The sequence below is a fragment of the Streptacidiphilus anmyonensis genome (assembly GCF_000787855.1).
GTDB classification, from domain to species: domain Bacteria; phylum Actinomycetota; class Actinomycetes; order Streptomycetales; family Streptomycetaceae; genus Streptacidiphilus; species Streptacidiphilus anmyonensis.
In genome coordinates, this window is the sequence record NZ_BBPQ01000014.1 from 15,594 (window position 1) to 36,755 (window position 21,162).

Genomic DNA, 21,162 nt, shown 5'->3' on the forward strand with positions numbered 1-21,162 from the left:
GGGACGCTCACAGGTGCGGGCGGCCTGGCCAGAGCAGTCCGAGGTGGCCTGGTCCGGACCGACCTTCCTGCGAGGCTGGTTTCCGTGAATGCGACGCCAGGCGACCGGACTCGCCCCCGTGTCGAGGGGCTTCACCGTTGCGGGACAGTGCCGGATTCTCACCGGACTTCGCTGACGCTGCACTGTCACCGCACCGTGCGGAGACGACGGCAGCCTAGGGGCGGTGGTGAACGGGTGCAAGGCTGCACACATGAAGAGGTGTGAGGGAACTCGTTCGAGGACGGCCGGCCGTCCGCTCGCTCAGGCGGTCGTCGACCTCGCGTGCAGGACGCAGTCCCCGCACAGCCCGCCGTCGCGCGCCGGTGCGGCGCGGTAGATCAGGCAGCAGCTCCGGCGGCGGAAGGAGCCGTCGTCGAGGTAGCGCCCACTGCCCTGGAGAGCGGGGCGCGCCATCAGGACCTCGACCAGCGCGCGGGCGTCGGCGGCGGATTCGGGCCGAGCGGCGGCGACCATGCGGGCCGCACCGGCAAGGGCCGAGGCGGTGTTGCCCCGGGCGATCACCTCGGAGACACCGAAGCGCGCGACGGCCTCGGCCAGAGTCAAGGCGATCCCGTCGACGAGCACCGCGCCGAGGGCCTGCGCGGAGTCCGGGTCCGCGGCGCCCGCGGGCGCGGTGGAGGCGGTGGGGTGCGGCAACGACAGCGGGAAGGCGCCGCCCAACTGCGGCTGCCAGAACGCCTCCTGCAAGGTCAGCGGCTCCACCTCGCGCTGGAGGAGGGCTCGGGCGAGGAGGGGCGAGGCCAGCCGGGCGACGAGGCCGAGGTGGACGACGGAGGCGGCGACCCGGATCTCGACCGCGTGCGGTTCGCTTCCGGAGCCTGCGGCGAGGAAGGTCCGGACGGCGGCCACGCGCTCGTCCAGGACCCGTGGACTGTCGACGATCTCCTGCATGGAACGCCAGGGGGCACCGGGGGACCGGGCCGGTGCGTGGTGCTCGGTGACGAAGAACGGGCCCAGCGCGGCCGCCTGTTCGGCGCCGTCCTGGGCCCGTGCCTCACGGGGCGTGCGGGTCACGCCGCGACCGGGTCCGGGGTTCCGGCCGGTGCGGTCGTGGCGGGCGCGGGCTGCAGGAGCCGCTGCGCCATGGGGGCGAAGACCAGGCCTATCGTGCCCCAGAGGATCACCTGGGCGAGCACGGAGTAGAAGCGGAAGGAGAACAGGACGTCCGCCGGGAAGCCCGGGTAGACGATCTGGCCCGCCTTGTCGGTCAACGGGAGCGGCGTCTCGGTGGCGTGGTCGCCGTAGAGGTGCACGTTGGCGGCCAGGTGGCCGAGCGCGGGCAGCAGGGCCATCACGATCACGACGGCCGCGACGTAGGCCGCGCCGCCCAGCAGGGTCGCGTTCCAGTTGCCGAACCGCGGCTTGAGCTTCTGCCCGAGCCAGACGGCGGCGATGAGGAAGACGATCGAGCAGAGCACCATGACCAGGTACAGGCTGCCGCGCTGCTGGATGGTCTCGGGGTGCCCGATGGCCGGCGGGTTGGCCGGGTACTTCAGGAACGGCACCAGGTAGAAGCCGAGCAGGCCGCCACCGGCGACGAGCAGCGACAGCGTGCGGGCCTGGAGCCGCCCGGTGCGGCCCAGGCACAGGGCGTAGGCGACGGCGAACATGGCGCCCATGGCCATGCCGAAGAAGATCATGCCGGTGCCGATGCCGACGGTGGACTGGATGGTGCGCGAGAAGATGTCAGGACCCGCCATGGGCGGGGTGACCCCGGTGGCCTTGTCCAGGGCGTCCGTGGCGGCGTCGCGGCCGCTCTCGTAGGCGATGGCCTGGTTGATCTGCGGTTCGGCGAAGATGCGGGCGAACGCGAAGGCGAGCAGCCCGGCGATGGCGCCGGCGAGAACGCCGCGCCCGATGATGCGCTTGATCATGGTGTGTCCCGGTTCCCCGTGGTCTCAGTGGCAGGGGAAGCCGAGGAAGTGCCGCGAGTCGTGGACGAACTCGTGGATGTGCATGTCGTTGCCGAACACGGAGAACGCGCCCTGGTCGACGCCGATGAAGTAGTAGACCGCGAGGGCGATGATGAAGGTGCTGATCAGCCAGACGGTGGCGCGGGAGCCGGAGATGACGGCGGGGATCGCCGGCGCGGCACTCTCGGCGGGTGCGGACAGACTGCTCACGTGGAGCCCTCCTTGGGGATCGTGCGTCCCTGGTCGTTGGAGCGGGCGTGAAGAGGCAGTGTCTGACTCACCCCGACCTGGACCGGGGCTCACAGTGGCGCGACCGTGCCGGACTCACACCGGCTTACTCGCTTCCTCACAGATAAGGGCAGGGTAAGGGGATTCTTGAGAAACCGTCAATGTGACGTGCTCGGCGCCGATTCGCGCCTGGTGGAGGCCGGTTGGTCCCTGGCCGGGCTGATCTGACGCACGATCTGATCGGCCGTGCTGTCGGCGCCCGCGTTCAGGTGTCAGTCCAGGGAGGCGAGGAGTTGCAGCAGCCGGCTCCAGCTTGCCTCCCGGGCGGTGTTGTTGCCGGATGGTGTTCCGCCGTCAGCCTCTGATGCGGGGCTCGGACGGAAGGGGAAGGTGCCGAGCCCGTGGCCTGCCATCGGGTAGATCAGTGCCTGATGGAAGTAGGGATCATGGTCGGCGTCGAGTCCGCGCATGAGGGTCTGGGCCTGCTGGGTGGAGTACCAGACGGTGTCCTGGTCGCCGGCGATGGCCAGGACGGGACCGCTGATGTGGTCCACGGGCAGGAGTCCCTGCGGGATGGGCTTGCCGGCGAGGGTCCAGGCGAATTTGTTGCGATTCGAATAACCGAGCGCGTGATCCACCCGGTCGTTCGGGGCGTAGAGGATGGCGCCGTGGAACAGGTCGGGATAGGTGTCGGCCAGGAGGACGGCGGCTTCGGTCCCGCGTGAGTAGCCGTCAACCAGAATGTGGTTCGCGTCCACGCCGGGTTGTTTCGCGAGCAGGCGACCGGCGGTGGCGAAGTACTCCAGCGGGATGTTCTCCAGGTTGGCGGGGAGGCCGGGCATGCCGAAGTAGCCCAGGGCGATGGTCGGATAGCCGTGCGAGGCCAGCAGTTCAGCGTCGATTGTGCCGAGGTTGCCCCCCTCCGAGCCGCCGAAGATCACGAGGCCGGGCCGTGGCTTCGGGCCGGGCGGCGGTAGGTAGAGGTGCCCCTCGACGTGGTCGGCGGCGAGCGTGAGGACCCGGTCCGTGACCCCGCGCGCTGCCTGGATACGCGTGAGCACCGTAGTCGCCACCGTCCGGCCGCCCAGCTGCGCGGACAAGGCCACCGAATACGACTCAGCATCGTCAGGCGCCCAGAAGTTGGCCCCGCGCACGGTCCGTGGACGCATCGACCAGACGATCCCCATATCGTCGACGCCCTGGTACGAGCCGGACACCGGCGCGCTTCGGCTCGGGTCGACGACACCGTCGGCGTTTGCACGGAACACGGCTGCCGCGTCCCAGGGCACCCCCTGTCGAGCCACCGCGTGAGCGGTCAACGTCACCTGCGCCCCAGGAGGCAAGCCGGTCACCTGGATGTGAGCGTCCTCGTCCATCAACACAGCCGGGTCCGCGACACGTATCCGCACCTGGCTTGCGGTCGGCGACGAACATGCGGTGACCGAACCACCGAGCAACCCGAGTGACAGGGTCGCAGCGCAGACCCACCGAAGTGCTCCCGACACGTCCGCCCCCGTCGATGCGCTCGGCCACCAAGCGAATCCCAGCCCCGAACTCCTGGGTCGAGAAGATCATGGCACGGCACGTCTCAAGGCGCGAGACCCCAGGGCGCCAGCAGCAGGTCGGCACGAAGACCTGGACGCTTGCGGTCCTGTGGCTGCACCTCGCTGTTCGCCTCCGCGCTCATCACCGGCGGCGTCGGCGTCAGCCGCGACGAGTACCCGGCATCCGTCCGCTCCTACGGCACCCCGCACATCGCACACCGCGTCGCCCCGGCGTCGGTCCTCGTCGTCGGCGCCTGCGGGATCAGCCTGCTCGCCAGTCGCTGAGGTCTACGCGCCGACCTGCGCGGACGGTGCGGTGGCGGCGAGCATCGCGGCGACCGCGCCGCGGACCTGGCCGGAGACCGCCTCGGGGGTGGAGGCGTCGAGCTTGCCGTCCAGGTGCAGGAAGGCCAGGCCGTGGACCAGCGCCCACACCGCGGTCGACAGCGCCTCCGGGTCGGCTGCGGGCAGGACGCCGCGGACGATGTCGCGGACGTACTGCGAGATGGCGGCGGTCGCGGCGACCCGGTCCTCGTTCGTCGGATCGCAGGGCTCGGCGAACATCACCCGGAACATCGCCGGATGGTCGAGCGCGAAGCGCACGTACGCGACCGCGACCGCGGCGAGCTCGTCGGGCGTCGTGGGGGAGGGGTGCGCGGCGGTCAGGTCCGCGGCCAGTTCGCGGTAGCCCTCGGCGGCCACCGCGGAGAGCAGGGCCTCGCGGTCCGGGTAGTGGCGGTAGGGGGCCGTCGCCGAGACGCCGGCCCGGCGCGCCACCGCCCGCAGCGACAGGCCCGCACTGCCGTCCTCCTCCAGCAACTCCCGTGCCGCGCGCAGGCAGGCGGCCCGCAGGTCGCCGTGGTGGTAGCTGTCGCTCGCCCGTGACATGGGTCACCCTCCATCATGTTTGCACCGCTTACATTAGTCGATTAATGTAAGCGCCGTACACATCTTAGTCGAGTGACGGGAGAACCCCCATGGCCAGCGAGTTGTTCTCGCCCCTGCACCTGAGCTCCGAGGCCGTGCTGCGCAACCGGATCGCCAAGGCGGCCATGGAGGAGAACATGGCCGGCGCCGGTCAGCTGCCCGACACGCAGCTGATCGGGCTCTACCGGCGCTGGGCCGCCGGCGGCGCCGGCCTGCTGATCACCGGCAACGTCATGGTCCACGCCGAGGCGCTCACCGGTCCGGCAGGCGTCGTCCTCGACGACGCCGCGCCGCTGGAGCCGTTCACCCAGTGGGCCAGGGCCGGCAAGTCCGGCGGCGGGTCCATCTGGATGCAGATCAACCACCCCGGCCGCCAGATCGGCTCGGACATGCCGGGCGTCGTGTGGGGACCGTCCGCGGTCGGCGTCGACCTCGGCCGGCACAGCGGCCGCTTCGGCAGGCCGACGGCCATGACCCCCGAACAGATCGACGCCACCGTGGGCCGGTTCGCCACCACGGCCCGCCGCGCCGAGGAGGCGGGCTTCGACGGCGTGGAGATCCACGCCGCCCACGGCTACCTGCTCTCGCAGTTCCTCTCCCCGTTGGTCAACAAGCGCACCGACCGGTGGGGCGGCTCGTTGGAGAACCGCGCCCGGATGCTGCTGGACGTGGTCCGGGCCGTCCGCGGCGTCGTCTCCCCGTCCTTCGCGGTCGCGGTGAAGCTCAACTCCGCCGACTTCCAGCGCGGCGGATTCGACGCCGACGACGCGCGCCAGGTGATCGAGTGGCTCGCGCCGCTCGGCGTCGACCTGGTCGAGCTGTCCGGCGGCAGCTACGAGAGCCCCGCCATGACCGGCCGCCCCACGGACTCGCGCACCGCGGCCCGCGAAGCGTACTTCCTGGAGCTCGCCAAGGACCTGGTGACCACCAGCCCCCTGCCCTTGATGCTCACCGGCGGCATCACCCGCCGCGAGACCGCGCAGGCGGTCCTGGACAGCGGTGTGGCGGTCGTCGGGATGGGCACCGCGCTGTCCGTCACGCCCGACCTGCCCGACCGCTGGCGCGCCGCCCGCGAGGCGGACCGCCGGCTGCGACCGGTCACCTGGAAGGACAAGGCCCTCGCCTCCGCCGCGAGCATGGCGATGGTGCGCCACCAGTTGCGCCGCATCGCCCGCGGGGCCGACCCCAGGCCCGGCACCCACCCGGTCGTCGCGCTGATGTCCGAGCGCCGCCACCAGCGCCGCGCCCTGCGCGAGTACAGCAGCTGGCTGCCCACCTCGAAGGGCGGCCGGTGACGGACCGGGCGGCGTGGCCGCTCCGCAGGCCGGCGTTCTGGTTCTCCTCGCCGTGGCAGGGAGGTGGACCGGGACGCCCCGCCGCCCGATCGCGGGATCAGTCCCGCCACCATCCGTCGAGCGGGGTGACCGGGACGGCGCGCTTGTGCCGCGTCGCGAGGTAGACCGACTCCAGCTTCGCGGCCACCTCCGGGGCGACGTCGGCGCCTTCCAGGTAGTCGTCGATCTGGGTGTACGTCAGGCCGAGTGCCACCTCGTCGGGCAGCGCGGGCCGGTCGTCCTCGAGGTCGGCGGTCGGGACCTTCTCCCAGACGCTCGGAGGGGCGCCCAGCTCCTGGAGCAGCGCCGCGCCCTGGCGCTTGGTCAGTCCGGTCAGCGGCGTCATGTCGACACCGCCGTCGCCGAACTTGGTGAAGAAGCCGGTCACGGCCTCGGCCGCGTGGTCCGTGCCCACGACGAGCAGGTTCAGCTGCCCCGCGATCGCGTACTGGATCACCATGCGCTCGCGGGCCTTGATGTTCCCGCGCACGAAGTCCCGCAGCGTGGGCTCTGCGCCCAGCAGCTCCCGCAGACCCAGCGCCGCTTCGGCGCTCACCGCGTCCGCGCTCGGCTTGACGTTCACCGTGACCGACCGGTCAGGCCGGATGAACCCCAGCGCGATCTGCGCGTCGTGCTCGTCGGCCTGCACTCCGTAGGGCAGCCGAACCGCGACGAAGGTGGACTCGTGCCCCTCGGCACGCAACTCCTCGGCGGCCAGTTGGCACAGCCTGCCGGCCAACGAGCTGTCCTGGCCGCCGCTGATCCCCAGCACATAGCCCTTGGCCGGGGTCGACCGCAGGTAGTCCTTGAGGAAGTCGACCCGCCGCCGGATTTCGACCTTGGGCTCGATCGTCGCCTGGACGCCGAGCTCGGCGAGGATCTGCTCTCGTACGTACGTCATCCGCGTACGGTACCTTCTGGCGGCCCGGCCTGCGGATCCTCAGGGGGAAGCGCCCCGGTCGTCAGTCCTTCCACTCGCGCTGCTCGCGCCAGGGGTCGCCGTGGTTGTGGTAGCCGGCCGACTCCCAAAAGCCCGGCTCGTCCACGTCGCTGAGCGTCAGCCCGTTGATCCACTTGGCCGACTTCCACAGGTACAGGTGGGGCACGAGCAGGCGGGCCGGCCCGCCGTGCTCGGGTGACAGCGCGAAGCCGTCGAAGGTGTGGACGATCCAGGCCCGACCGTCCAGGACGTCTTCGAGGGGCAGGTTGGTGCTGTACCCGCCGTAGCTGTGGGCGATCACGAAGTCGGCGGCCGTGCCGACCCGGTCGATGACGTCCTCGACGGCGACGCCGCGCCAGTGCGTGTCGAACTTGGACCAGCGGGTGACGCAGTGCAGGTCGGCGGTGATGTCGTGCTGCGGCAGGGCCATCAGTCGGGGCCAGGTCAACACGCTGCGTTCGCCGGTCTCGGTGGTCACGGTCAGCCGCCAGTCCGCGGTGTCGATCTGCGGAGTGGGTCCGGCCGACAGGACGGGGAAGTCCTCGGTCGGGTACTGGCCGGGAGGCAGGCGGCCGAGGTCGAATCCTCTGCGGCCGCGGAAGCCGGGGGTCACACTCACGCCGGGCTCCTTCAGCCGCCGTGCAGCGCCGTCCGCAGGGCGTCGACGGCGATGTGGCGGGCGATGTTCGCGGCGCGGGTGTCGCGCAGGCTGTCCAGCAGGAGGAAGTCGTGGACCATGCCGGCCACCCGGACCGAGGTGACGTCGACGCCCGCCTCGCGCAGCCGGTTGGCGTACTGCTCGCCCTCGTCGCGCAGCACGTCGGCCTCGTCGGTGATGACCAGCGTGGTGGGCAGCCCGCGCAGCAGCTCCAGCGGTGCCCGGAGCGGGGAGGCGTGCGGCTCGGCGCGTCCGGCCGGGTCCGGGAGGTAGGCGTCCCAGAACCACTTCATGCCGTCGCGGGTGAGGTAGTAGCCCTCGGCGAACTGGAGGTAGGAGGGGGTGTCGAAGTCGGCGTTGGTCACCGGGTAGAGCAGGACCTGGGCCTTGAGGTCGATCCCGCCGCGCTCCTTGTTCATCAGCGCGAACACCGTGGACATGCAGCCGCCGACCGAATCGCCGGCGACCGCGACGCGGGAGGTGTCCAGGCCGTGCTCCGCGCCGTGCTCCAGAACCCACCGGCCGACGGCGTAGTTCTGCTCGACCTGGGTGGGGTACTTCGCCTCCGGCGCGCGGTCGTAGACGGGGAACACGCCCGAGGCGCCCGCGCCGACGGTGAGTTCGCGGAAGAGACGGTCGTGGGTCCGGTCGTCGCCGAAGACCCAGCCCGCGCCGTGGATGTAGAAGACGACCGGCAGCGGCCCGGTCGACCCCCGGGGGCGGATGATGCGGGTGCGGACCTTGCCCCACTCGCCGGCGTCGACCTCGACCCACTCCTCGTCGACGTCCGGGCGGGGCACGCTGGGGTCGACCTGCAGGCTGAGCAGGATGTCCCGGCCCTTCTCGGGCGGGACCTCGTAGATGCGGGGGTGCGGGTCGGTGGCTTCCGCCAGCGCTTTCGCGGCGGGTTCGAGGTAGGGGGTGATGGGGGGAGGCAGCTCGGTCATGTGGACTCCATCGCGGGCACAGGCGTGCCCGGTTGCACGGCGTTGCCGCCGCGGCCGGCGGTCCCCCGGGACGAGAATCCTCACGTCCCATCGTTCGTTCCCTGGCTGGAAGGCGCAACCGCCCGGGGGACGGGCGACCGCCGCCCACGGTCGTGGATCGGCTCCAACTGCTCGGAGGAGGCGGGGTTCTGCCCCGTGCAGACGTTGCGGTCGACCACGGTGGGCGGGCGCAGCGGAACGGCCAGGGGCCGCCCTCGGTCCTCGCCGGGTCCGCTGCGGCGGGGCGGTCGCACGGGTCGATCCGGTGCGCCGTCGCCCCGGCGGCAGCAGTGCGGGTGGTGCGGGTGGTGCGGGTGGGTCTCAGACGGCGGCGCGGCCGCCGTCGACCGGCAGGACCACGCCCTGGACGAACGAGGCCTCGTCGCCGGCGAGATAGGCGACGGCGGCGGCGATCTCGGACGGGTCGGCGACGCGTGCGGCCGGGGCCTGGGAGGCGAGTTGGTCCAGGCCGTCGCCCATGGACGCGGTGCCTTCGGTGCGGACCGGGCCGGGGGCGACGGCGTTCACGCGCACGCCCTGCGGGCCGAACTCCGCCGCCCACGACTTCGTCAGCAGGTTCACGGCCGCCTTGGTCGAGCCGTAGAGCGCCATGCCGGGCATGCCGAAGCCCGCGACCATGGTGGAGACGCTCACCACCGCGCCGCCTCCGCGTTCGGCCATGGCGGGGGCCAGAGCGGCCGTCAGGAAGTAGGGGGCCTTGACGTTGACCGCGAACATGGCGTCGAAGTCGGCCTCGGTGGTGGCGGTGGTGGGGCCGAACGCGCCCAGGCCGGCGTTGTTGACCAGGACGTCCACGTGGCCTCCGGTCTCGGTGGCGCGGCGGGCCAGCTCCCTGGCGGAGTCGGCGTCGCGCAGGTCGGCGGGCAGGAAGTCGGCCTTGCCGCCCTCGGCGCGGATCGCGGCCACGGTCTCCGCGCCGCGCTCCGCGTTGCGTCCGGAGACCAGGACGTGGGCGCCGCGGGCGGCGAGGGTCTGGGCGATGGCCCGGCCGATGCCGCTGGTCGAGCCGGTCACCAGGGCGACCTTGCCGGAGAACTCCATGGCGAACCTCCAAAAGGAAAGACCTTCGAGGCTCCGGCCGGAGCCCCGGACTGGCTTGCGCGATCCACTATTCGCCCGAAAAAATGGAATGTCCAATCCAAAAAAATGACTACAATGGAGCCATGACGACGCGCACCGCCACGAAGCCGAGAAAGCTGACCCCCAAGGGCGAGCAGACCCGGCTGCGGATCGTCGCGGCCGCGGCCCAGCTGATGCTCGACCGCGGCGTCGCCGGCACCACCATGGAGGACGTCAAGGCCGCGTCCGGCGCCAGCAGTTCGCAGCTCTACCACTACTTCGCGGACAAGCAGGCCCTGATCATGGACGTGATCGCCTACCAGGACGAGCGCGTCGTCGGCGACCAGGAGCCGATGCTCGCCCGCCTCGACACCGTCGACGGGCTACGCGCCTGGTGCGACTTCATCGTCCAGCACCAGCGCGACCTCGAATGCCGCGGCGGCTGTCCGATCGGCTCGCTCGGCAGCGAACTCGCCGAGGTCGACCCCGCCGCCCGTGCCGCGGTCTCGGGATCCTTCCTGCGCTGGGAGTCAGGCATCCGCGGCGGCCTGCGCGCCATGCACGAGCGCGGCGAGTTGACCGCCGATCCGGAGGATCTGGCCCTGACCGTCCTGGCCGCGCTTCAGGGCGGCCTGCTCCTCGCCCAGATCCACCGCGACGTCCGCCCCCTGCGGGTCACCCTCGACGCCATGATCGACCACGTCCAGGCCCACACGACGGCGGCCGTGCCGTCGTCCGGCCGACCTTGACCCGCGCCTGACCGGACCCGGACCCGGACCCGGCTTCGGCGCCCGGCCGGAGGTGGTCGCCCTACCGAGGGCTACACGGCGCCCGCGTCGTGGGACCGCTCGTAGTGGCGGCGCACCTTCATCCGGTTGCCGCACACGGCCATCGAGCACCAGCGGGCCTTGTTGGGCTTGCTGCGGTCCAGGAGGAAGCGCCGGCACTCGGGGTTGGCGCAGGGCCGCAGCCTCCCCGGCATCGTCTCCTGCACCGAACTCCAGGTGACCAGCGCGCGCACGGCCAGCTCCCGTCCGCGGGGAACGTCCATCTCCCAGGCGATCCCCTCGGGGGACACCTTCGGGTGGGATGTGACGCCGTCCAGCAGCGGCGACAGGGCGGTCACAGGCGCAGTGCCCCGCACCACGGCCTGAAGGGCGTCCCGGGCCTGCACCAGGTGCCGCCTTTCCGCGGCCGTACCGGTGCCGCCGTGGGCTCGCTGCCACACCTTGGCCGCCTGGGGTTCGGCCAGCAGATCCGTCGGGCGTCCGCTGCCGTCCAGCGGTGTCGTGTTCAGCAGCTCCAGCAGAGTGTCCTGCCGCTCGCGCTCGCTCATCGCCCTCCTCGCCCCTCCTCGCCACGGGCGGCCGGCCGGCCGACCCGACAGCTCGCGTCGCACCTTCGAGGCTAACCATGAAACCCGACATTGATGGTTAGCACAGGGCGGCGTGCCTGCGCAAGGCGCTGTGTCAGGAGGGTGTCCGGACCGAGGTCCCGGCGTCGCGCGCGGCCTTCTGTCTAACCATTAAAACGTGGTTGACAGGTTAGGAAGCCGGTGCTTGACTCAGCCTTGTCCACGAAGAACGCGAGGCGAAGGAGCCGAGTGACATGGGCATCGCTGCCACCTACCGATCGGTCGACGTCGACGGACTGAAGGTCTTCTACCGGGAGGCCGGGCCGCGGGACGCTCCCGCGGTCCTGCTGCTGCACGGGTTCCCGAGCGCCGGCCACATGTTCCGCGACCTGATCCCGCTGCTGGCGGACCGCTACCGGGTCGTCGCCCCGGACCTGACCGGCTTCGGCCAGTCCGACATGCCCGGGCGCGACGAGTTCGACTACACCTTCGACAACCTCGCCCGGGTGATCGACCGCTTCACCGAAGCCATCGAGCTGCGCCGGTTCGCCGTCTACGTCTTCGACTACGGCGCCCCCACCGGCTTCCGGCTCGCGGCGGCGCACCCCGAGCGGATCGCCGCGATCATCTCCCAGAACGGCAACGCCTACGAGGAAGGGCTCAGCGACGGCTGGACGCCCATCCGGGCCTACTGGCAGGACCGCTCCGAGGCCAACCGCGAGGCCCTGCGGGCCTTCCTGGCTCCGGAGACCACGGTCTGGCAGTACACCCACGGCACGCCCGACCCCGCGTCGGTGTCCCCGGACGGCTACAGCCTCGACAACTACTACCTGGCGCGGCCCGGTGCCGACGAGATCCAGCTGGACCTGTTCGGTGACTACGCGTCGAACGTCGAGCTGTACCCGACCTTCCAGAGGTACTTCCGCACCCACACGCCCCCGCTCCTGGCGATCTGGGGACGCAACGACCCCTTCTTCCTCCCCGAAGGCGCCGAGGCGTTCACGCGCGACAACCCCGACGCCGAGGTCCGACTCCTCGACACCGGCCACTTCGCGTTGGAGACCCACGCGACCGAGATCGCCGAGGCGATCCGCACCTTCCTCGCGAAGGTCGAGTTCTAGGGCCTGCCTAGCCCCGCACCGCCACCGGACCGCCAGGGACACGTCCCGCGGGGTCGCCCGGGTCCGACACCCCTTCACGGTCCACTCACGGCCCGCGCGAACGCGCGTGCCACCAGCTCTGACACCCGAGGAGTCCCACGCATGTCCGCGGACATCACGGTCGTACTCGCCCACGGCGCATGGGCGGACGGCTCCAGCTGGAACAAGGTCATCACCCGACTCCAGGCCCAGGGCGTCCGCGCTGTCGCCGCGCCGCTGCCGCTGACCTCCCTTCAGGACGACGTGGCAGCACTGGAGGACACCCTCCAGCACGTGGGCGGCCCGGTCGTCCTCGCCGGCCACGCCTACGCGGGCGGCGTGATCGGATCGACCACGGCGGACAGCGTCCGCGCCCTGGTCTACGTCGCGGCGCTCGCACCGGCCGAGGGCGAGACCGTCGGCGAGGTCTTCACGCGCGTCGCCCCGCACCCCGACGCGCCGGCTCTCACGCCCAACGAACACGGACTCGTCTGGCTGCCCGACGAGGCGTTCCCCAAGGCGTTCGCGCACCTGGCCACCGCCGAGGAGCAGGCTCTGCTGGGCGCCGTCCAGCGGCCGATCTCCGCTGCCGCGATCAGCACCCCGGTGGGTCGACCGCTGTGGAAGGACCTCCCCACCTGGTACCTGCTCGCCGAGCAGGACCGGATGATCCCGGCCGAGAACCAGCGCTTCATGGCCGAGCGCATGGGCGCCACCGTGCGGGCGCACGACGTGGACCACGCGCCGCTGGTGACCGCGCCGGACATCGTCGCCGAGCTCCTCCTCGAAGTCGTGCAGCAGACAAGGAAGACCCTGTAGTCGAAGACCCGTCGTCGATCCTCACCTACAGTGCCTCCAGGGGTGCTTCCGGTCGGACGCGAAGGTCTGGATCGGCGGGGGCGCATGGGAGGGGAGTGGCGATCGTGGGGGAGTTGGACGGCAGGACCGCACTGGTCACGGGCGGCTCGCGCGGGATCGGGCGCGCGGTCGCCCTGCGACTCGCAGCCGACGGGGCGCTGGTCGCGGTCCACTACGGCGGCGACGAGGCGGCCGCCGCGGAGGCCGTGGGGCTGATCGGCAAAGCCGGCGGGCGGGCGTTCGCGGTGCAGGCCAGGTTCGGCGAGAGCGGCGCGGTGGACCGGTTGTTCGAGGGGCTGACCGCAGGGCTGGCGGACCACGGCGCCGACGGCCTGGACATCCTGGTCAACAATGCGGGAATCCACTCGGTCGGCTCGATCGGGCAGCTCGGCGAGCAGGAGTTCGAGAGGCTGCTCGCGGTCAACGTGAGCGCGCCGGTCTTCGTGGTCCAGCGGGCGCTGCCGCTGCTGCGGGACGGCGGACGGATCGTCAACGTGGGCTCGGCGGCCACCCGGATCGCGAACCCCCTCCAGATCGGCTACACCGTCACCAAGGCGGCGCTGGCCGCGCTCAGCCCCTCGCTCGCCAACGAACTGGGCCGACGGGGCATCACCGTGAACACCGTCGAACCCGGCGTGGTGCTGACCGACATGACCGCCGGGTGGACCGGCGCCCCCGAGGCCGTGGCCGGACTCGAGTCGATCACGGCGCTCGGACGGATCGGCGAGCCGGAGGACGTCGCGGATGTCGTGGGCTTCCTGGCGGGCCCGCAGGGCCGCTGGGTGACCGGCCAGACCATCGACGTCTCGGGCGGCACCTACCTCGGCCCGATCGCCGGCGGGTGACGGCACCGCGGGGCCCGCGGTGCCGTTCACGGCGGGTCCTGCTCCCGGTGCGGCTCTCCTCCTCGGGCGGTCAGTCGACGGTGACGGTCATCTTGCCGAGGGCGGAGCCCGCTTCCATGATGCGGTGGGCCTCGACGATCTGGTCGAAGCGGAACACCCTGACCGGGCGGGCCCGGAAGGCTCCTGATGCGACCTTGGCGTAGATCGCGTCCAGGGGGACGTCAGCGAACGGGAATTCGGGGGTGCCGAGGACGAAGGCGCTGCCGAAGAAGCTGAGTTGCACGCCGGTGGGGAGATCGGCGACGGGGTCGAAGTCGGGTACCGGGTCGAAGCCGCCGAGGAAGCCCAGTTGGCAGACCCGGCCGCGCGGGCGGACCGTGGCCAGGGAGTCGCGGAGCACGCTGTTGCCGACGAGATCGAAGAGCGCGTCGACCGGTGTGGCGGCACGGCCGACCTGCGCGGCCAGCCGGCCGTCGTCGATGAGGACGTCCTCCGCGCCGATGTCCTTCAGGAGCGGCGCGTGCGCGGGGTTCCGGGTGGTGGCCAGGACCCGCGCGCCGTGGTCCACGGCGAGGTTCACCGCCGCCTGGCCGAGGGACGAGGTCGCGCCGCGAACCAGGACCCGCTCGCCCGGACGCAGGCTCAGGTTGCCGAACAGGCCGTACCAGGCTGTCGCGTAGACCTCGGGAACGGCCGCCAGCTCGGCCCAGTCCAGGGGCAGGGACGGGGCCACCACGGACACGTTGGCCGCCGGCACCGTGACCAGCTCGGCGTAGCTGCCGTTGCGCGTGCGGCCCATGCCGCCCAGGATCGCTACGACGCGGGTGCCGGGGGCGAGGCGACCGGAGGGGTCCGCCTCGACCAGGCCGGCGCACTCGATGCCGGGGACGGCTGCGACCTCGCCCCAGGCTCCGGCGCGCATGTACGCCTCGGCATGGTTGAGGCCGAAGGCCTTGACCCGGATCAGGACCTCGCCCGGCGCGGGCACCGGGTCGGGCAGATCGGTGACGGTCAGCACCTCGGGGGCGCCGTAGGCGGAGATGACGACGGCCTTCATGGGCGGCATCCATTCTTGAGTGGTCATTCAACTATTGGTCCGAAAGAAGGGCCACCGCAGGATGCGGTGGCCCCGAGGAGTCGAGCCTCAGGCGAGCACGGCGAACGCGTTGTCGACGATGGCGCGCAGCATGGTCGCGTCGGGGTTCGCCTTGCCGACGACCATCAGCCCCTGGCAGGTCGCGACCAGCACCTTCGCGCCGCCGGCCGGGTCGACCGACGCACGCACCTCGCCCCGGTCGCGAGCATGGCCGAGGGCGGTGGTCATGCACCGTTCGAGGCGGGCGAGATGGCCGCGCACGACGGCGGCGGCCTCGTCGTCCTCGGCGGCGTTCTCGATGGCGGTGTTCACCAGCAGGCATCCCTGCCGGCCCTCCGGGCTCAGCAGATCGCTCACCAGGCCGTCGAAGTATCCGCGCAGCTCGGCGAGGCCGGCGTCGGGCGACTCGAGTTCGCCCAGCTTCTGCGGAACGACGAGCTTGGAGTATCGCTCCAGGGACTTCAGGAACAGCGTGTGCTTGCCGCCGGGGAACGCGCTGTACAGGCTGCCGGGCTTCACGCCGGTGGCCTTGACGAGATCCTCCACCGACGTGGCCCGGTACCCCTGCCACCAGAACCGCAGCATGGCCTGGTCCACGACCGTGTCGGGTTCGAACTCGCGGGGTCTGGGCATGCCACGAAAATACATGAGTGACCATTCAAGAACAAGTGGGGACTTCGCCGAACTCCCGGAAGGCGCCCGTCCGGTCTCGAGCTGTTCAGCGCAGGTAAGCCACGGCGGCGCGCCGGAGGCGGACGGCCTCCATGTTCCCCAGGAGTTCTGCGGCGAGCGCGGCCGCGATGAAGATCGCCTCGCCGCCGAACGGAAAGGCCGACTCGCCGCCGAGAAGCCGGGAGATCCCCACGACCGCCAGGGCCAGTGCGGCGACCGCGACGGCGCGGGGCCAGGTCAACCGGTGCTGGACGTAGCCCAGGTACTCCGCTGTCGGCCGTCCCGGCCGGATGCCGGGCACGAAGCCGCCGACCTGTTTCAACTCGTCGGCTATCGAGTCCGGTTGGAACTCCAAGGCTGCATAGAAGGCGGTGAGGAAGAGAATCAGAACAGTCAGCAGGACGAGGTACCCCGTCGACCCCTCGGCCAGCAGGCGGTCCCGCAGCGCGCCGGTCCAGCCGCTGTGCGGCAGCAGTTGCGCGACCAGGGCGAGCCAGTAGAGAAGCGACGCGGAGAAGGTGACCGGAGCGTCCAAGTCGCCGAGTTCCACCGGAATGTGGGCGGGGCCGCCCCCGGACGGCCGAGTGCCGATCATGCGCTTGGCGTACTGCACGGGGACGGCGCGCTCGGCGCGTTCCACGAAGGTCTGCCCCATGAACGTCAACGGCCCCAGGAACAGCAGGGCGACGAAGGGGAGCAGTCCCCGGTGCTCGCGGACTGCCCAGAACTCTCCCGGCAGCACCGCCAGCACTTGGACGAGCACCAGGACGGCGTAGCCGTTGCCGAGCCCGCGCCGGCTCACCCACTCAGCCAACCCCATCGTCGCCACCGCCCCACCCGCGAGGCACAAGACGTCCACCGCGACCGCGCCCGTGCCGGTTGCCCGCAGCAACCCGTGGTCCCGGCCCACCGTGACGACGGCCCAGGCCATGAGCAGCGCCACGGGCACGGTCGCCACCCTTGCCATCCGCGCGACCGCGGCCGCTCCCACCGAGCCCTCCCGGGCCAGCGCACCCAACCGCGGGACCGTGATCACGGCCAGGTCCAGCAACAGCCGGGCGGTCACGACCGGGAAGATACTCAGCCCGAACACCGACAAGCCAGGCAGGGCGTCGCCCATCAGAACCTTCACGGCACCGGAGAAGGCCTGATGGTTCTGGGCCGCGTGGACGTCGACGCCCGGCAGCGGCACGTACTGGCCGAGCCGGAACAGCACGACCGCGGCCAGAGTGAACCCGGCACGGCGCCGGACCTCGGCGAGCCGAACGATCTGAGACCACCACGACAGCACGTCGCCCCCCAAGCCACGCGTCCACGTACCGACCGACCTCATCCTGGCAGAGGCGCGTTGCTGTCTGTACGGATTGATGGCTGCCTGTCAAACTGCCTCCGCGCGCTTGCACCAAGCACTTTGGTACACCCTCACTCTGCAGGTACGGACACCAGGAGAGCCCATGCGCCGCACCGTACGATCCTCCGCCGCCGTCCTCTCCCTCGGTACGGCTGTGGCCGCCGCCGTGGTGATGGCGGCCCCGGCAGCACAGGCAGTGCCGCGCCCGGCCGCCACGCCCTTCATCTCCTGCTTCTCGGACGCCATCAATCAGACCCGGGGAGAGGTCGAGTGCAACACGGCTTCCTCCTTCGGAGTCGGTGCCGACACATGGGCCTGGACCGTCAACTACGTCACGTCCACCTCCAGCACGAGCGACTACCTGAGCTTCGTCTGCGGCAGGGGGGACACCTACGAGATCGGCATGATCATCACTGACAGCCTCGGAGACACGGAGTCGGGCTGGACCTCGGTCACCTGCCGTACCGGTGTGCCCAACTGATCATCGGTTGACCGGCGTCGGCTGTCGCCGCCGGGCGCCCGCGCCGGAGGTGCTGACCCTCCCACCCTTCGGCGCACCCCCGGTCCTTGAGCAGGTAGCTGACCGCGCCCGCTCCGTCGGCGAGCAACTCCCCTGCGTAGAGCGGTTCGACGTACTGCGACAGTACGAGGACCGCGAGCCCTGGGAAGCGTTCGCGGGGCTCCACGGCGGCGCGCAGGCCCTCGTCGGCGAAGGTGGGCGGCAGGCAGGCATCCGTAGGCCTGGAAGATCGGACCGCAGGACCGGGCTCAGTGGCGGCGGTGGGGGACGCGGTAGACGATGCGCCAGTGCTGGGCCGGAACGAGGTCCTCGACGACCCTGACGGGACGGGCGCCGGTGTCGTAGACGACGCGCTGGATCAAGGTGGCCAGACTGCCCGCCACCGCGCCGAGTTCGCGAGCCTGGCCGGAGTCGAGGAGAACCGGACGAGGAGACTCGGTCACGTGGGAGGTGACCAGGGGGCGGCTCGCCACCTGAAGGTCCGCCGCCGCCTGCGAGTCGGCCGCGCCGTCCCGCGGCGCGACCGACCCGAGGGCGGGCAAGGGCGTCCAGGTCACCGAGCAGGCCAGACGCCGGCCGTCGTGGGCGTACCAGCGCTCGGAGCGCCAGCACGGCGCGCCCGGCGCTGTCTCCAGCGCGGCCGCGACCTCCACCGGGGCCGGAGTCCGCGCGGCGGCACCCTGCTCCCACGCGGCCGGGTCGGGCCGGTGGGCGGGGGAGACACCGAGCGCGGGTCGGGTGCGCTCGTGAGGCCAGGGGCGCACCATGGGCATGACCTGCGGAACGCCCAGCACCAGGAAGGCGCCGCCGCTCTCGGCCTTCTGGAGGACCCCCTCGTCCGCGAGCAGCGCAAGCGCGCGTCGGACGACGCCCTCACCGGCCTGGTAGTGCCCGGCCAGGCGCGCCTGGGAGGGCAGGGCCTGGTCGGCGGCCCACAGGCCCGACGCGACGTCCAGACGCAGCTGGTGCGCGACGCGCTGGTAACCGGCCTGCGCCATCGCTCCTCCGAGTACGGTGGGGCTGAAGTGAAAGACTGCTGGCCAGCAGTCTTTCACAGACCCGCGGCCTGCCCCTGCCAGGGGCGCCGGGGTCCTTGCGCGGCGGCGGTGCGGACGTAGTCGGTGGGCGTCTGTCCGTAGTGGCGCTTGAAAGCGCGCGTGAAGTGGCTGCTGTCTGCGAAGTGCCAGTGGGCGGCGAGCTCCGAGACGCTCAGGCGCTCGTGCGCGGTGGAGAGGGCGAGTCGGGCCTCCTCGAGTCGTCGGCGCCGGATGTAGGCGCTGACCGACTCCTCGGTTGCCGCGAAGGCCCGGTGCAGGGTGCGGACCGAGACGTTCAGTCGGTGCGCCAGTGTGGTGGCTGACAACTCCGGATCGGCCAGCATCTCGTCGGCGACGTCCTTGGCCGCCTGGGCGAGCGCGGGCGCGAGGCGCGGTTCCACGTCGTCGAAACGGCCGAGGGCCACGGCCTTGGCCAGTTCGATCAGTGTGCTGTGGGCGGCCCGCAGGCCGGCGGGGCCCAGGCCGCCGCTGGTCGTGTGGACCATGTCGGCGTGGGCGGCCAGCAGCCTCACCTCGGCTGCGTCGGCGGGGCCGGTGAGGCTCCGGTTGCCGAGCAGCGGTGCGAGCACGCCGGAGGGCAGGACCAGCACCTTGGCCGTGGTGCCCGGTGCCGTCTCGAAGTGCACGGGCCGTCCCACGTGCCGCAGCAGGACCTGGCCGGCCGCCACGGTGTGCCCTCCCTCGCGGGCCGAGCCGGCCAGCGTCCACCCGCCGCGCCGCACGACGTACAGGCGCACCTGGTCCTCGGCCCCGCCCAACGGGCCCTCGGTCCGCAGCGCGGACGGCATGCTCATCTCGGTGAGCGCCACGTCGCCGATCCGGGCGGCGCGGGCCTTGACCCGGAAGTCACCGACCGTGTCGGCGCTGAAGTTCGGCATCGGGAAGCCGTCCCCGACCTGCGTCCGCCACTTGTCCAGGAACGCGTCGAACGCCTCCGGTGCAGCGCCTGGACGGCTGGAATCAAGACGGAAGGATCCGTTGGCGACCGAGCCCGCTGTGTTCATCCACCGCACCGCCCCATGGCGCTGATATTCCGTCACGATGGCGCTTCCGTCCAAGCCCACGCCGTCTGATCTTCCTAGCCTGTGGCGGTGACGGCAATCCCGTCTCCCCCGGACGATCACGTGAGGACAGCGAGATGACCCAGAAGACAGCCGTCGTGACCGGCACGTCCAGCGGAATCGGTCTGCACACCGCCGTGGGCCTCGCCCGGAAGGGGATCCACGTCGTCGCCACGATGCGGGACACCACCCGGGCCGCGGCCTTGCTGGCCGAAGCCGACCTGCACGGAGTCGACCTGACGGTGCGGACCCTGGACGTGAGCGACCGTGACGGTGCCCGTGCCTGTCTGGACGCCGTCGCCGCCGAGTTCGGCCCCGTCGACATCCTGGTCAACAACGCCGGACTGAGCATCGCCGGGACGCTGGAACAGCTCGGCGAAGACGCCCTGCAGCGGGCGCTGGACGTCAACCTCCTGGGCGCCGCCGCGCTCACCCGTCACGTCCTGCCGTCGATGCGGGCGCGCGGGTCCGGCCGCATCGTCAGCGTCACCAGCAACGGCGCGGCGGTCGGCGAGCCCTTCCTCGACGCCTACTGCGCGTCCAAGTTCGCCCTGGAGGGGCTGATGCAGTCCCTGGCGCCGGTCGCGGCCCGCTACGGGATCGCGGTCAGCGTGGTCCAACCGGCCTTCGTCGCCACCAACATCGGTGAGAACACCGACACCGCCGCACTCGCCTCACCCGGCGACCCCTACCAGGACCTGGCGGAGTGCTTCCTGCGCTCCGTCCACGCGGAACTCGCCCGCGCGCAGCCGGCCACGGAAGCGGCCGCGGTCGTCGTCGAGGCGGCCACCACCGGCGAGCCCCGCTTCCGCTGGCAGACCTCACAGGCGGCAGTGGACTCCGTCGGTCTCTCCCTGGCCGACCTGGACGGCGACCGCGCCGTCGCCGCCATGTCCGCCTGGCTGGACTGAAACCCAGGGCGGCGGCTCCCTCCCTCGGTAGCGGCCTGAGCGTGGGTGCGCCGTCGTCGCGGTTCGGCGCGCGCGGGGGCGGCCGGTCGTCTCCCTGCCGGCCGCCCCCGCCTGGTGCTGCCCCCGCTCAGACGGTCGCCTTGAGCGAGACCTCGATGTTGCCGCGGGTGGAGTTCGAGTACGGGCAGACCCGGTGGGTGGCCTGCACGAGCTGGTCGGCCACCGCCTGGTCCAGGCCGGGCAGGTGCGCGGTGAGTGCGACGGCCAGCGTGAACCGGCCGTCCTCGACGGCCAGCAGGGCGACCTCGGCGGTGACCGTCGAGCCGGTGACCGGGGTCTTCTGCTCGGCCGCGATCATGCGCAGGCCGTTGTGGAAGCAGGCCGCGTACCCGGCGGCGAACAGCTGCTCCGGGTTGGTCTTCCCGCCGCCGGGGCCGCCCATCTCCTTCGGGACCGTCAGGTCCGCGTCCAGGACGCCGTCCAGGGTGCGGACGTGGCCGTTGCGGCCGTCGCCGGTCGAGGTCGCCTCGGTGGTGTAGAGCGTGGTGGTGGACATGGTGTCGTACTCCTTCGTTGCGTGTGCATGGTGCTGTTTCCTGCGGGTGGATGCCGGTGGGTCGGTCGGTG

General features: G+C 71.7%; 24 protein-coding genes and 1 riboswitch. Of the genes, 8 read left to right on the plus strand and 16 right to left on the minus strand.

What is annotated here, in order from left to right; genetic code table 11:
* Positions 1-51: 51 nt before the first annotated feature.
* A riboswitch (adenosylcobalamin (AdoCbl) riboswitch) is annotated at positions 52-197 on the minus strand.
* A gap of 103 nt (positions 198-300) precedes the next feature.
* From TR50_RS15720 to TR50_RS15735, 4 genes are all read right to left on the minus strand, one after another.
* Entirely contained in the window at positions 301-1,074 is a 774-nt protein-coding gene (locus tag TR50_RS15720) for a (2Fe-2S)-binding protein (RefSeq protein ID WP_052441025.1), read from the minus strand.
* Positions 1,071-1,934: a CbtA family protein gene (locus TR50_RS15725; RefSeq protein WP_042421015.1), complete on the minus strand. Its 864-nt coding sequence runs from the start codon at positions 1,932-1,934 to the stop codon at positions 1,071-1,073. Before TR50_RS15725 ends, TR50_RS15720 begins: the two co-directional genes overlap by 4 nt.
* Positions 1,935-1,958: 24 nt before the next feature.
* Positions 1,959-2,183, minus strand: coding sequence for a CbtB domain-containing protein (locus TR50_RS15730; protein ID WP_042421018.1), 225 nt, complete (start codon positions 2,181-2,183; stop codon positions 1,959-1,961).
* A gap of 290 nt (positions 2,184-2,473) precedes the next feature.
* Positions 2,474-3,577: an acyl-CoA thioesterase/bile acid-CoA:amino acid N-acyltransferase family protein gene (locus tag TR50_RS15735; protein ID WP_084700372.1), complete on the minus strand. Its 1,104-nt coding sequence runs from the start codon at positions 3,575-3,577 to the stop codon at positions 2,474-2,476.
* A gap of 267 nt (positions 3,578-3,844) precedes the next feature.
* Between TR50_RS15735 and TR50_RS15740 the strand changes: the two genes are divergently transcribed.
* Positions 3,845-4,030: a hypothetical protein gene (locus tag TR50_RS15740; protein ID WP_042421021.1), complete on the plus strand. Its 186-nt coding sequence runs from the start codon at positions 3,845-3,847 to the stop codon at positions 4,028-4,030.
* A gap of 3 nt (positions 4,031-4,033) precedes the next feature.
* Here TR50_RS15740 and TR50_RS15745 read toward each other — a convergent pair whose 3' ends face one another.
* The gene (locus tag TR50_RS15745; RefSeq protein WP_042421024.1) at positions 4,034-4,633 is read right to left on the minus strand and encodes a TetR/AcrR family transcriptional regulator; all 600 of its coding nucleotides are present in this window, start codon (positions 4,631-4,633) and stop codon (positions 4,034-4,036) included.
* Positions 4,634-4,722: 89 nt separating this feature from the next.
* On the opposite strand from TR50_RS15745, the gene TR50_RS15750 reads away from it, so the two are divergent.
* Positions 4,723-5,967, plus strand: a complete 1,245-nt coding sequence (locus TR50_RS15750; protein WP_042421027.1) for an NADH:flavin oxidoreductase/NADH oxidase family protein — start codon at positions 4,723-4,725, stop codon at positions 5,965-5,967.
* A 97-nt stretch (positions 5,968-6,064) separates the two neighbouring features.
* Here TR50_RS15750 and nadE read toward each other — a convergent pair whose 3' ends face one another.
* The 4 genes from nadE to TR50_RS15770 all read right to left on the minus strand — a co-directional run bounded on the left by nadE (position 6,065) and on the right by TR50_RS15770 (position 9,652).
* Complete coding sequence (nadE, locus tag TR50_RS15755) at positions 6,065-6,907, minus strand: NAD(+) synthase (RefSeq protein WP_042421030.1); 843 nt, start codon at positions 6,905-6,907, stop codon at positions 6,065-6,067.
* A gap of 61 nt (positions 6,908-6,968) precedes the next feature.
* Positions 6,969-7,565, minus strand: coding sequence for a molybdopterin-dependent oxidoreductase (locus TR50_RS15760; protein WP_042421032.1), 597 nt, complete (start codon positions 7,563-7,565; stop codon positions 6,969-6,971).
* An 11-nt stretch (positions 7,566-7,576) separates the two neighbouring features.
* On the minus strand, positions 7,577-8,551 hold the full coding sequence (locus tag TR50_RS15765) for an alpha/beta hydrolase (RefSeq protein WP_042421036.1): 975 nt from the start codon (positions 8,549-8,551) through the stop codon (positions 7,577-7,579).
* A 360-nt stretch (positions 8,552-8,911) separates the two neighbouring features.
* A complete protein-coding gene (locus TR50_RS15770) occupies positions 8,912-9,652 on the minus strand; it encodes an SDR family NAD(P)-dependent oxidoreductase (RefSeq protein WP_084700374.1) in 741 nt (246 codons plus the stop codon).
* Between the two features lie 122 nt (positions 9,653-9,774).
* On the opposite strand from TR50_RS15770, the gene TR50_RS15775 reads away from it, so the two are divergent.
* Entirely contained in the window at positions 9,775-10,419 is a 645-nt protein-coding gene (locus TR50_RS15775) for a TetR/AcrR family transcriptional regulator (protein WP_042421039.1), read from the plus strand.
* A 71-nt stretch (positions 10,420-10,490) separates the two neighbouring features.
* Here the strand turns inward: TR50_RS15775 and TR50_RS15780 are convergent, their stop codons facing one another.
* Positions 10,491-11,006, minus strand: coding sequence for a CGNR zinc finger domain-containing protein (locus TR50_RS15780; protein ID WP_042421042.1), 516 nt, complete (start codon positions 11,004-11,006; stop codon positions 10,491-10,493).
* Positions 11,007-11,278: 272 nt separating this feature from the next.
* Here TR50_RS15780 and TR50_RS15785 point away from each other — a divergent pair, with 272 nt between their 5' ends.
* The 3 genes from TR50_RS15785 to TR50_RS15795 all read left to right on the plus strand — a co-directional run bounded on the left by TR50_RS15785 (position 11,279) and on the right by TR50_RS15795 (position 13,866).
* Positions 11,279-12,145: an alpha/beta fold hydrolase gene (locus tag TR50_RS15785; protein WP_042421046.1), complete on the plus strand. Its 867-nt coding sequence runs from the start codon at positions 11,279-11,281 to the stop codon at positions 12,143-12,145.
* 141 nt (positions 12,146-12,286) lie between these two features.
* On the plus strand, positions 12,287-12,982 hold the full coding sequence (locus TR50_RS15790; RefSeq protein WP_042421049.1) for an alpha/beta fold hydrolase: 696 nt from the start codon (positions 12,287-12,289) through the stop codon (positions 12,980-12,982).
* 104 nt (positions 12,983-13,086) lie between these two features.
* Positions 13,087-13,866, plus strand: a complete 780-nt coding sequence (locus TR50_RS15795; RefSeq protein WP_042421332.1) for an SDR family NAD(P)-dependent oxidoreductase — start codon at positions 13,087-13,089, stop codon at positions 13,864-13,866.
* Positions 13,867-13,936: 70 nt separating this feature from the next.
* Here the strand turns inward: TR50_RS15795 and TR50_RS15800 are convergent, their stop codons facing one another.
* From TR50_RS15800 to TR50_RS15810, 3 genes are all read right to left on the minus strand, one after another.
* Positions 13,937-14,950, minus strand: coding sequence for a zinc-binding dehydrogenase (locus TR50_RS15800; protein ID WP_236654436.1), 1,014 nt, complete (start codon positions 14,948-14,950; stop codon positions 13,937-13,939).
* A gap of 60 nt (positions 14,951-15,010) precedes the next feature.
* The gene (locus tag TR50_RS15805) at positions 15,011-15,595 is read right to left on the minus strand and encodes a TetR/AcrR family transcriptional regulator (protein WP_042421056.1); all 585 of its coding nucleotides are present in this window, start codon (positions 15,593-15,595) and stop codon (positions 15,011-15,013) included.
* 85 nt (positions 15,596-15,680) lie between these two features.
* Complete coding sequence (locus tag TR50_RS15810) at positions 15,681-16,937, minus strand: preprotein translocase subunit SecY (protein WP_042421059.1); 1,257 nt, start codon at positions 16,935-16,937, stop codon at positions 15,681-15,683.
* Positions 16,938-17,088: 151 nt separating this feature from the next.
* Here TR50_RS15810 and TR50_RS15815 point away from each other — a divergent pair, with 151 nt between their 5' ends.
* Positions 17,089-17,466, plus strand: coding sequence for a hypothetical protein (locus tag TR50_RS15815; protein ID WP_042421061.1), 378 nt, complete (start codon positions 17,089-17,091; stop codon positions 17,464-17,466).
* A gap of 287 nt (positions 17,467-17,753) precedes the next feature.
* Here TR50_RS15815 and TR50_RS15825 read toward each other — a convergent pair whose 3' ends face one another.
* Positions 17,754-18,503: a GntR family transcriptional regulator gene (locus TR50_RS15825; RefSeq protein WP_042421064.1), complete on the minus strand. Its 750-nt coding sequence runs from the start codon at positions 18,501-18,503 to the stop codon at positions 17,754-17,756.
* 53 nt (positions 18,504-18,556) lie between these two features.
* On the minus strand, positions 18,557-19,567 hold the full coding sequence (locus TR50_RS48785) for a helix-turn-helix domain-containing protein (RefSeq protein WP_042421065.1): 1,011 nt from the start codon (positions 19,565-19,567) through the stop codon (positions 18,557-18,559).
* A 134-nt stretch (positions 19,568-19,701) separates the two neighbouring features.
* Between TR50_RS48785 and TR50_RS15835 the strand changes: the two genes are divergently transcribed.
* A complete protein-coding gene (locus tag TR50_RS15835; protein ID WP_042421068.1) occupies positions 19,702-20,535 on the plus strand; it encodes an SDR family NAD(P)-dependent oxidoreductase in 834 nt (277 codons plus the stop codon).
* Positions 20,536-20,662: 127 nt separating this feature from the next.
* On the opposite strand, the gene TR50_RS15840 is transcribed toward TR50_RS15835, so the two are convergent.
* Positions 20,663-21,091: an organic hydroperoxide resistance protein gene (locus TR50_RS15840; protein WP_042421070.1), complete on the minus strand. Its 429-nt coding sequence runs from the start codon at positions 21,089-21,091 to the stop codon at positions 20,663-20,665.
* Between the last annotated feature and the right edge of the window lie 71 nt (positions 21,092-21,162).

Excerpts from the sequence above, each read along its gene's own strand:
- TR50_RS15725 (WP_042421015.1), bottom strand. The coding sequence starts at position 1,934 with ATGATCAAGCGCATCATCGGGCGCGGCGTTCTCGCCGGCGCCATCGCC.
- TR50_RS15735 (WP_084700372.1), bottom strand. The coding sequence starts at position 3,577 with ATGGACGAGGACGCTCACATCCAGGTGACCGGCTTGCCTCCTGGGGCG.
- TR50_RS15745 (WP_042421024.1), bottom strand. The coding sequence starts at position 4,633 with ATGTCACGGGCGAGCGACAGCTACCACCACGGCGACCTGCGGGCCGCC.
- TR50_RS15750 (WP_042421027.1), top strand. The coding sequence starts at position 4,723 with ATGGCCAGCGAGTTGTTCTCGCCCCTGCACCTGAGCTCCGAGGCCGTG.
- nadE (WP_042421030.1), bottom strand. The coding sequence starts at position 6,907 with ATGACGTACGTACGAGAGCAGATCCTCGCCGAGCTCGGCGTCCAGGCG.
- TR50_RS15765 (WP_042421036.1), bottom strand. The coding sequence starts at position 8,551 with ATGACCGAGCTGCCTCCCCCCATCACCCCCTACCTCGAACCCGCCGCG.
- TR50_RS15770 (WP_084700374.1), bottom strand. The coding sequence starts at position 9,652 with ATGGAGTTCTCCGGCAAGGTCGCCCTGGTGACCGGCTCGACCAGCGGC.
- TR50_RS15775 (WP_042421039.1), top strand. The coding sequence starts at position 9,775 with ATGACGACGCGCACCGCCACGAAGCCGAGAAAGCTGACCCCCAAGGGC.
- TR50_RS15780 (WP_042421042.1), bottom strand. The coding sequence starts at position 11,006 with ATGAGCGAGCGCGAGCGGCAGGACACTCTGCTGGAGCTGCTGAACACG.
- TR50_RS15785 (WP_042421046.1), top strand. The coding sequence starts at position 11,279 with ATGGGCATCGCTGCCACCTACCGATCGGTCGACGTCGACGGACTGAAG.
- TR50_RS15790 (WP_042421049.1), top strand. The coding sequence starts at position 12,287 with ATGTCCGCGGACATCACGGTCGTACTCGCCCACGGCGCATGGGCGGAC.
- TR50_RS15800 (WP_236654436.1), bottom strand. The coding sequence starts at position 14,950 with ATGACCACTCAAGAATGGATGCCGCCCATGAAGGCCGTCGTCATCTCC.
- TR50_RS15805 (WP_042421056.1), bottom strand. The coding sequence starts at position 15,595 with ATGCCCAGACCCCGCGAGTTCGAACCCGACACGGTCGTGGACCAGGCC.
- TR50_RS15815 (WP_042421061.1), top strand. The coding sequence starts at position 17,089 with ATGCGCCGCACCGTACGATCCTCCGCCGCCGTCCTCTCCCTCGGTACG.
- TR50_RS15825 (WP_042421064.1), bottom strand. The coding sequence starts at position 18,503 with ATGGCGCAGGCCGGTTACCAGCGCGTCGCGCACCAGCTGCGTCTGGAC.
- TR50_RS48785 (WP_042421065.1), bottom strand. The coding sequence starts at position 19,567 with ATGAACACAGCGGGCTCGGTCGCCAACGGATCCTTCCGTCTTGATTCC.
- TR50_RS15835 (WP_042421068.1), top strand. The coding sequence starts at position 19,702 with ATGACCCAGAAGACAGCCGTCGTGACCGGCACGTCCAGCGGAATCGGT.
- TR50_RS15840 (WP_042421070.1), bottom strand. The coding sequence starts at position 21,091 with ATGTCCACCACCACGCTCTACACCACCGAGGCGACCTCGACCGGCGAC.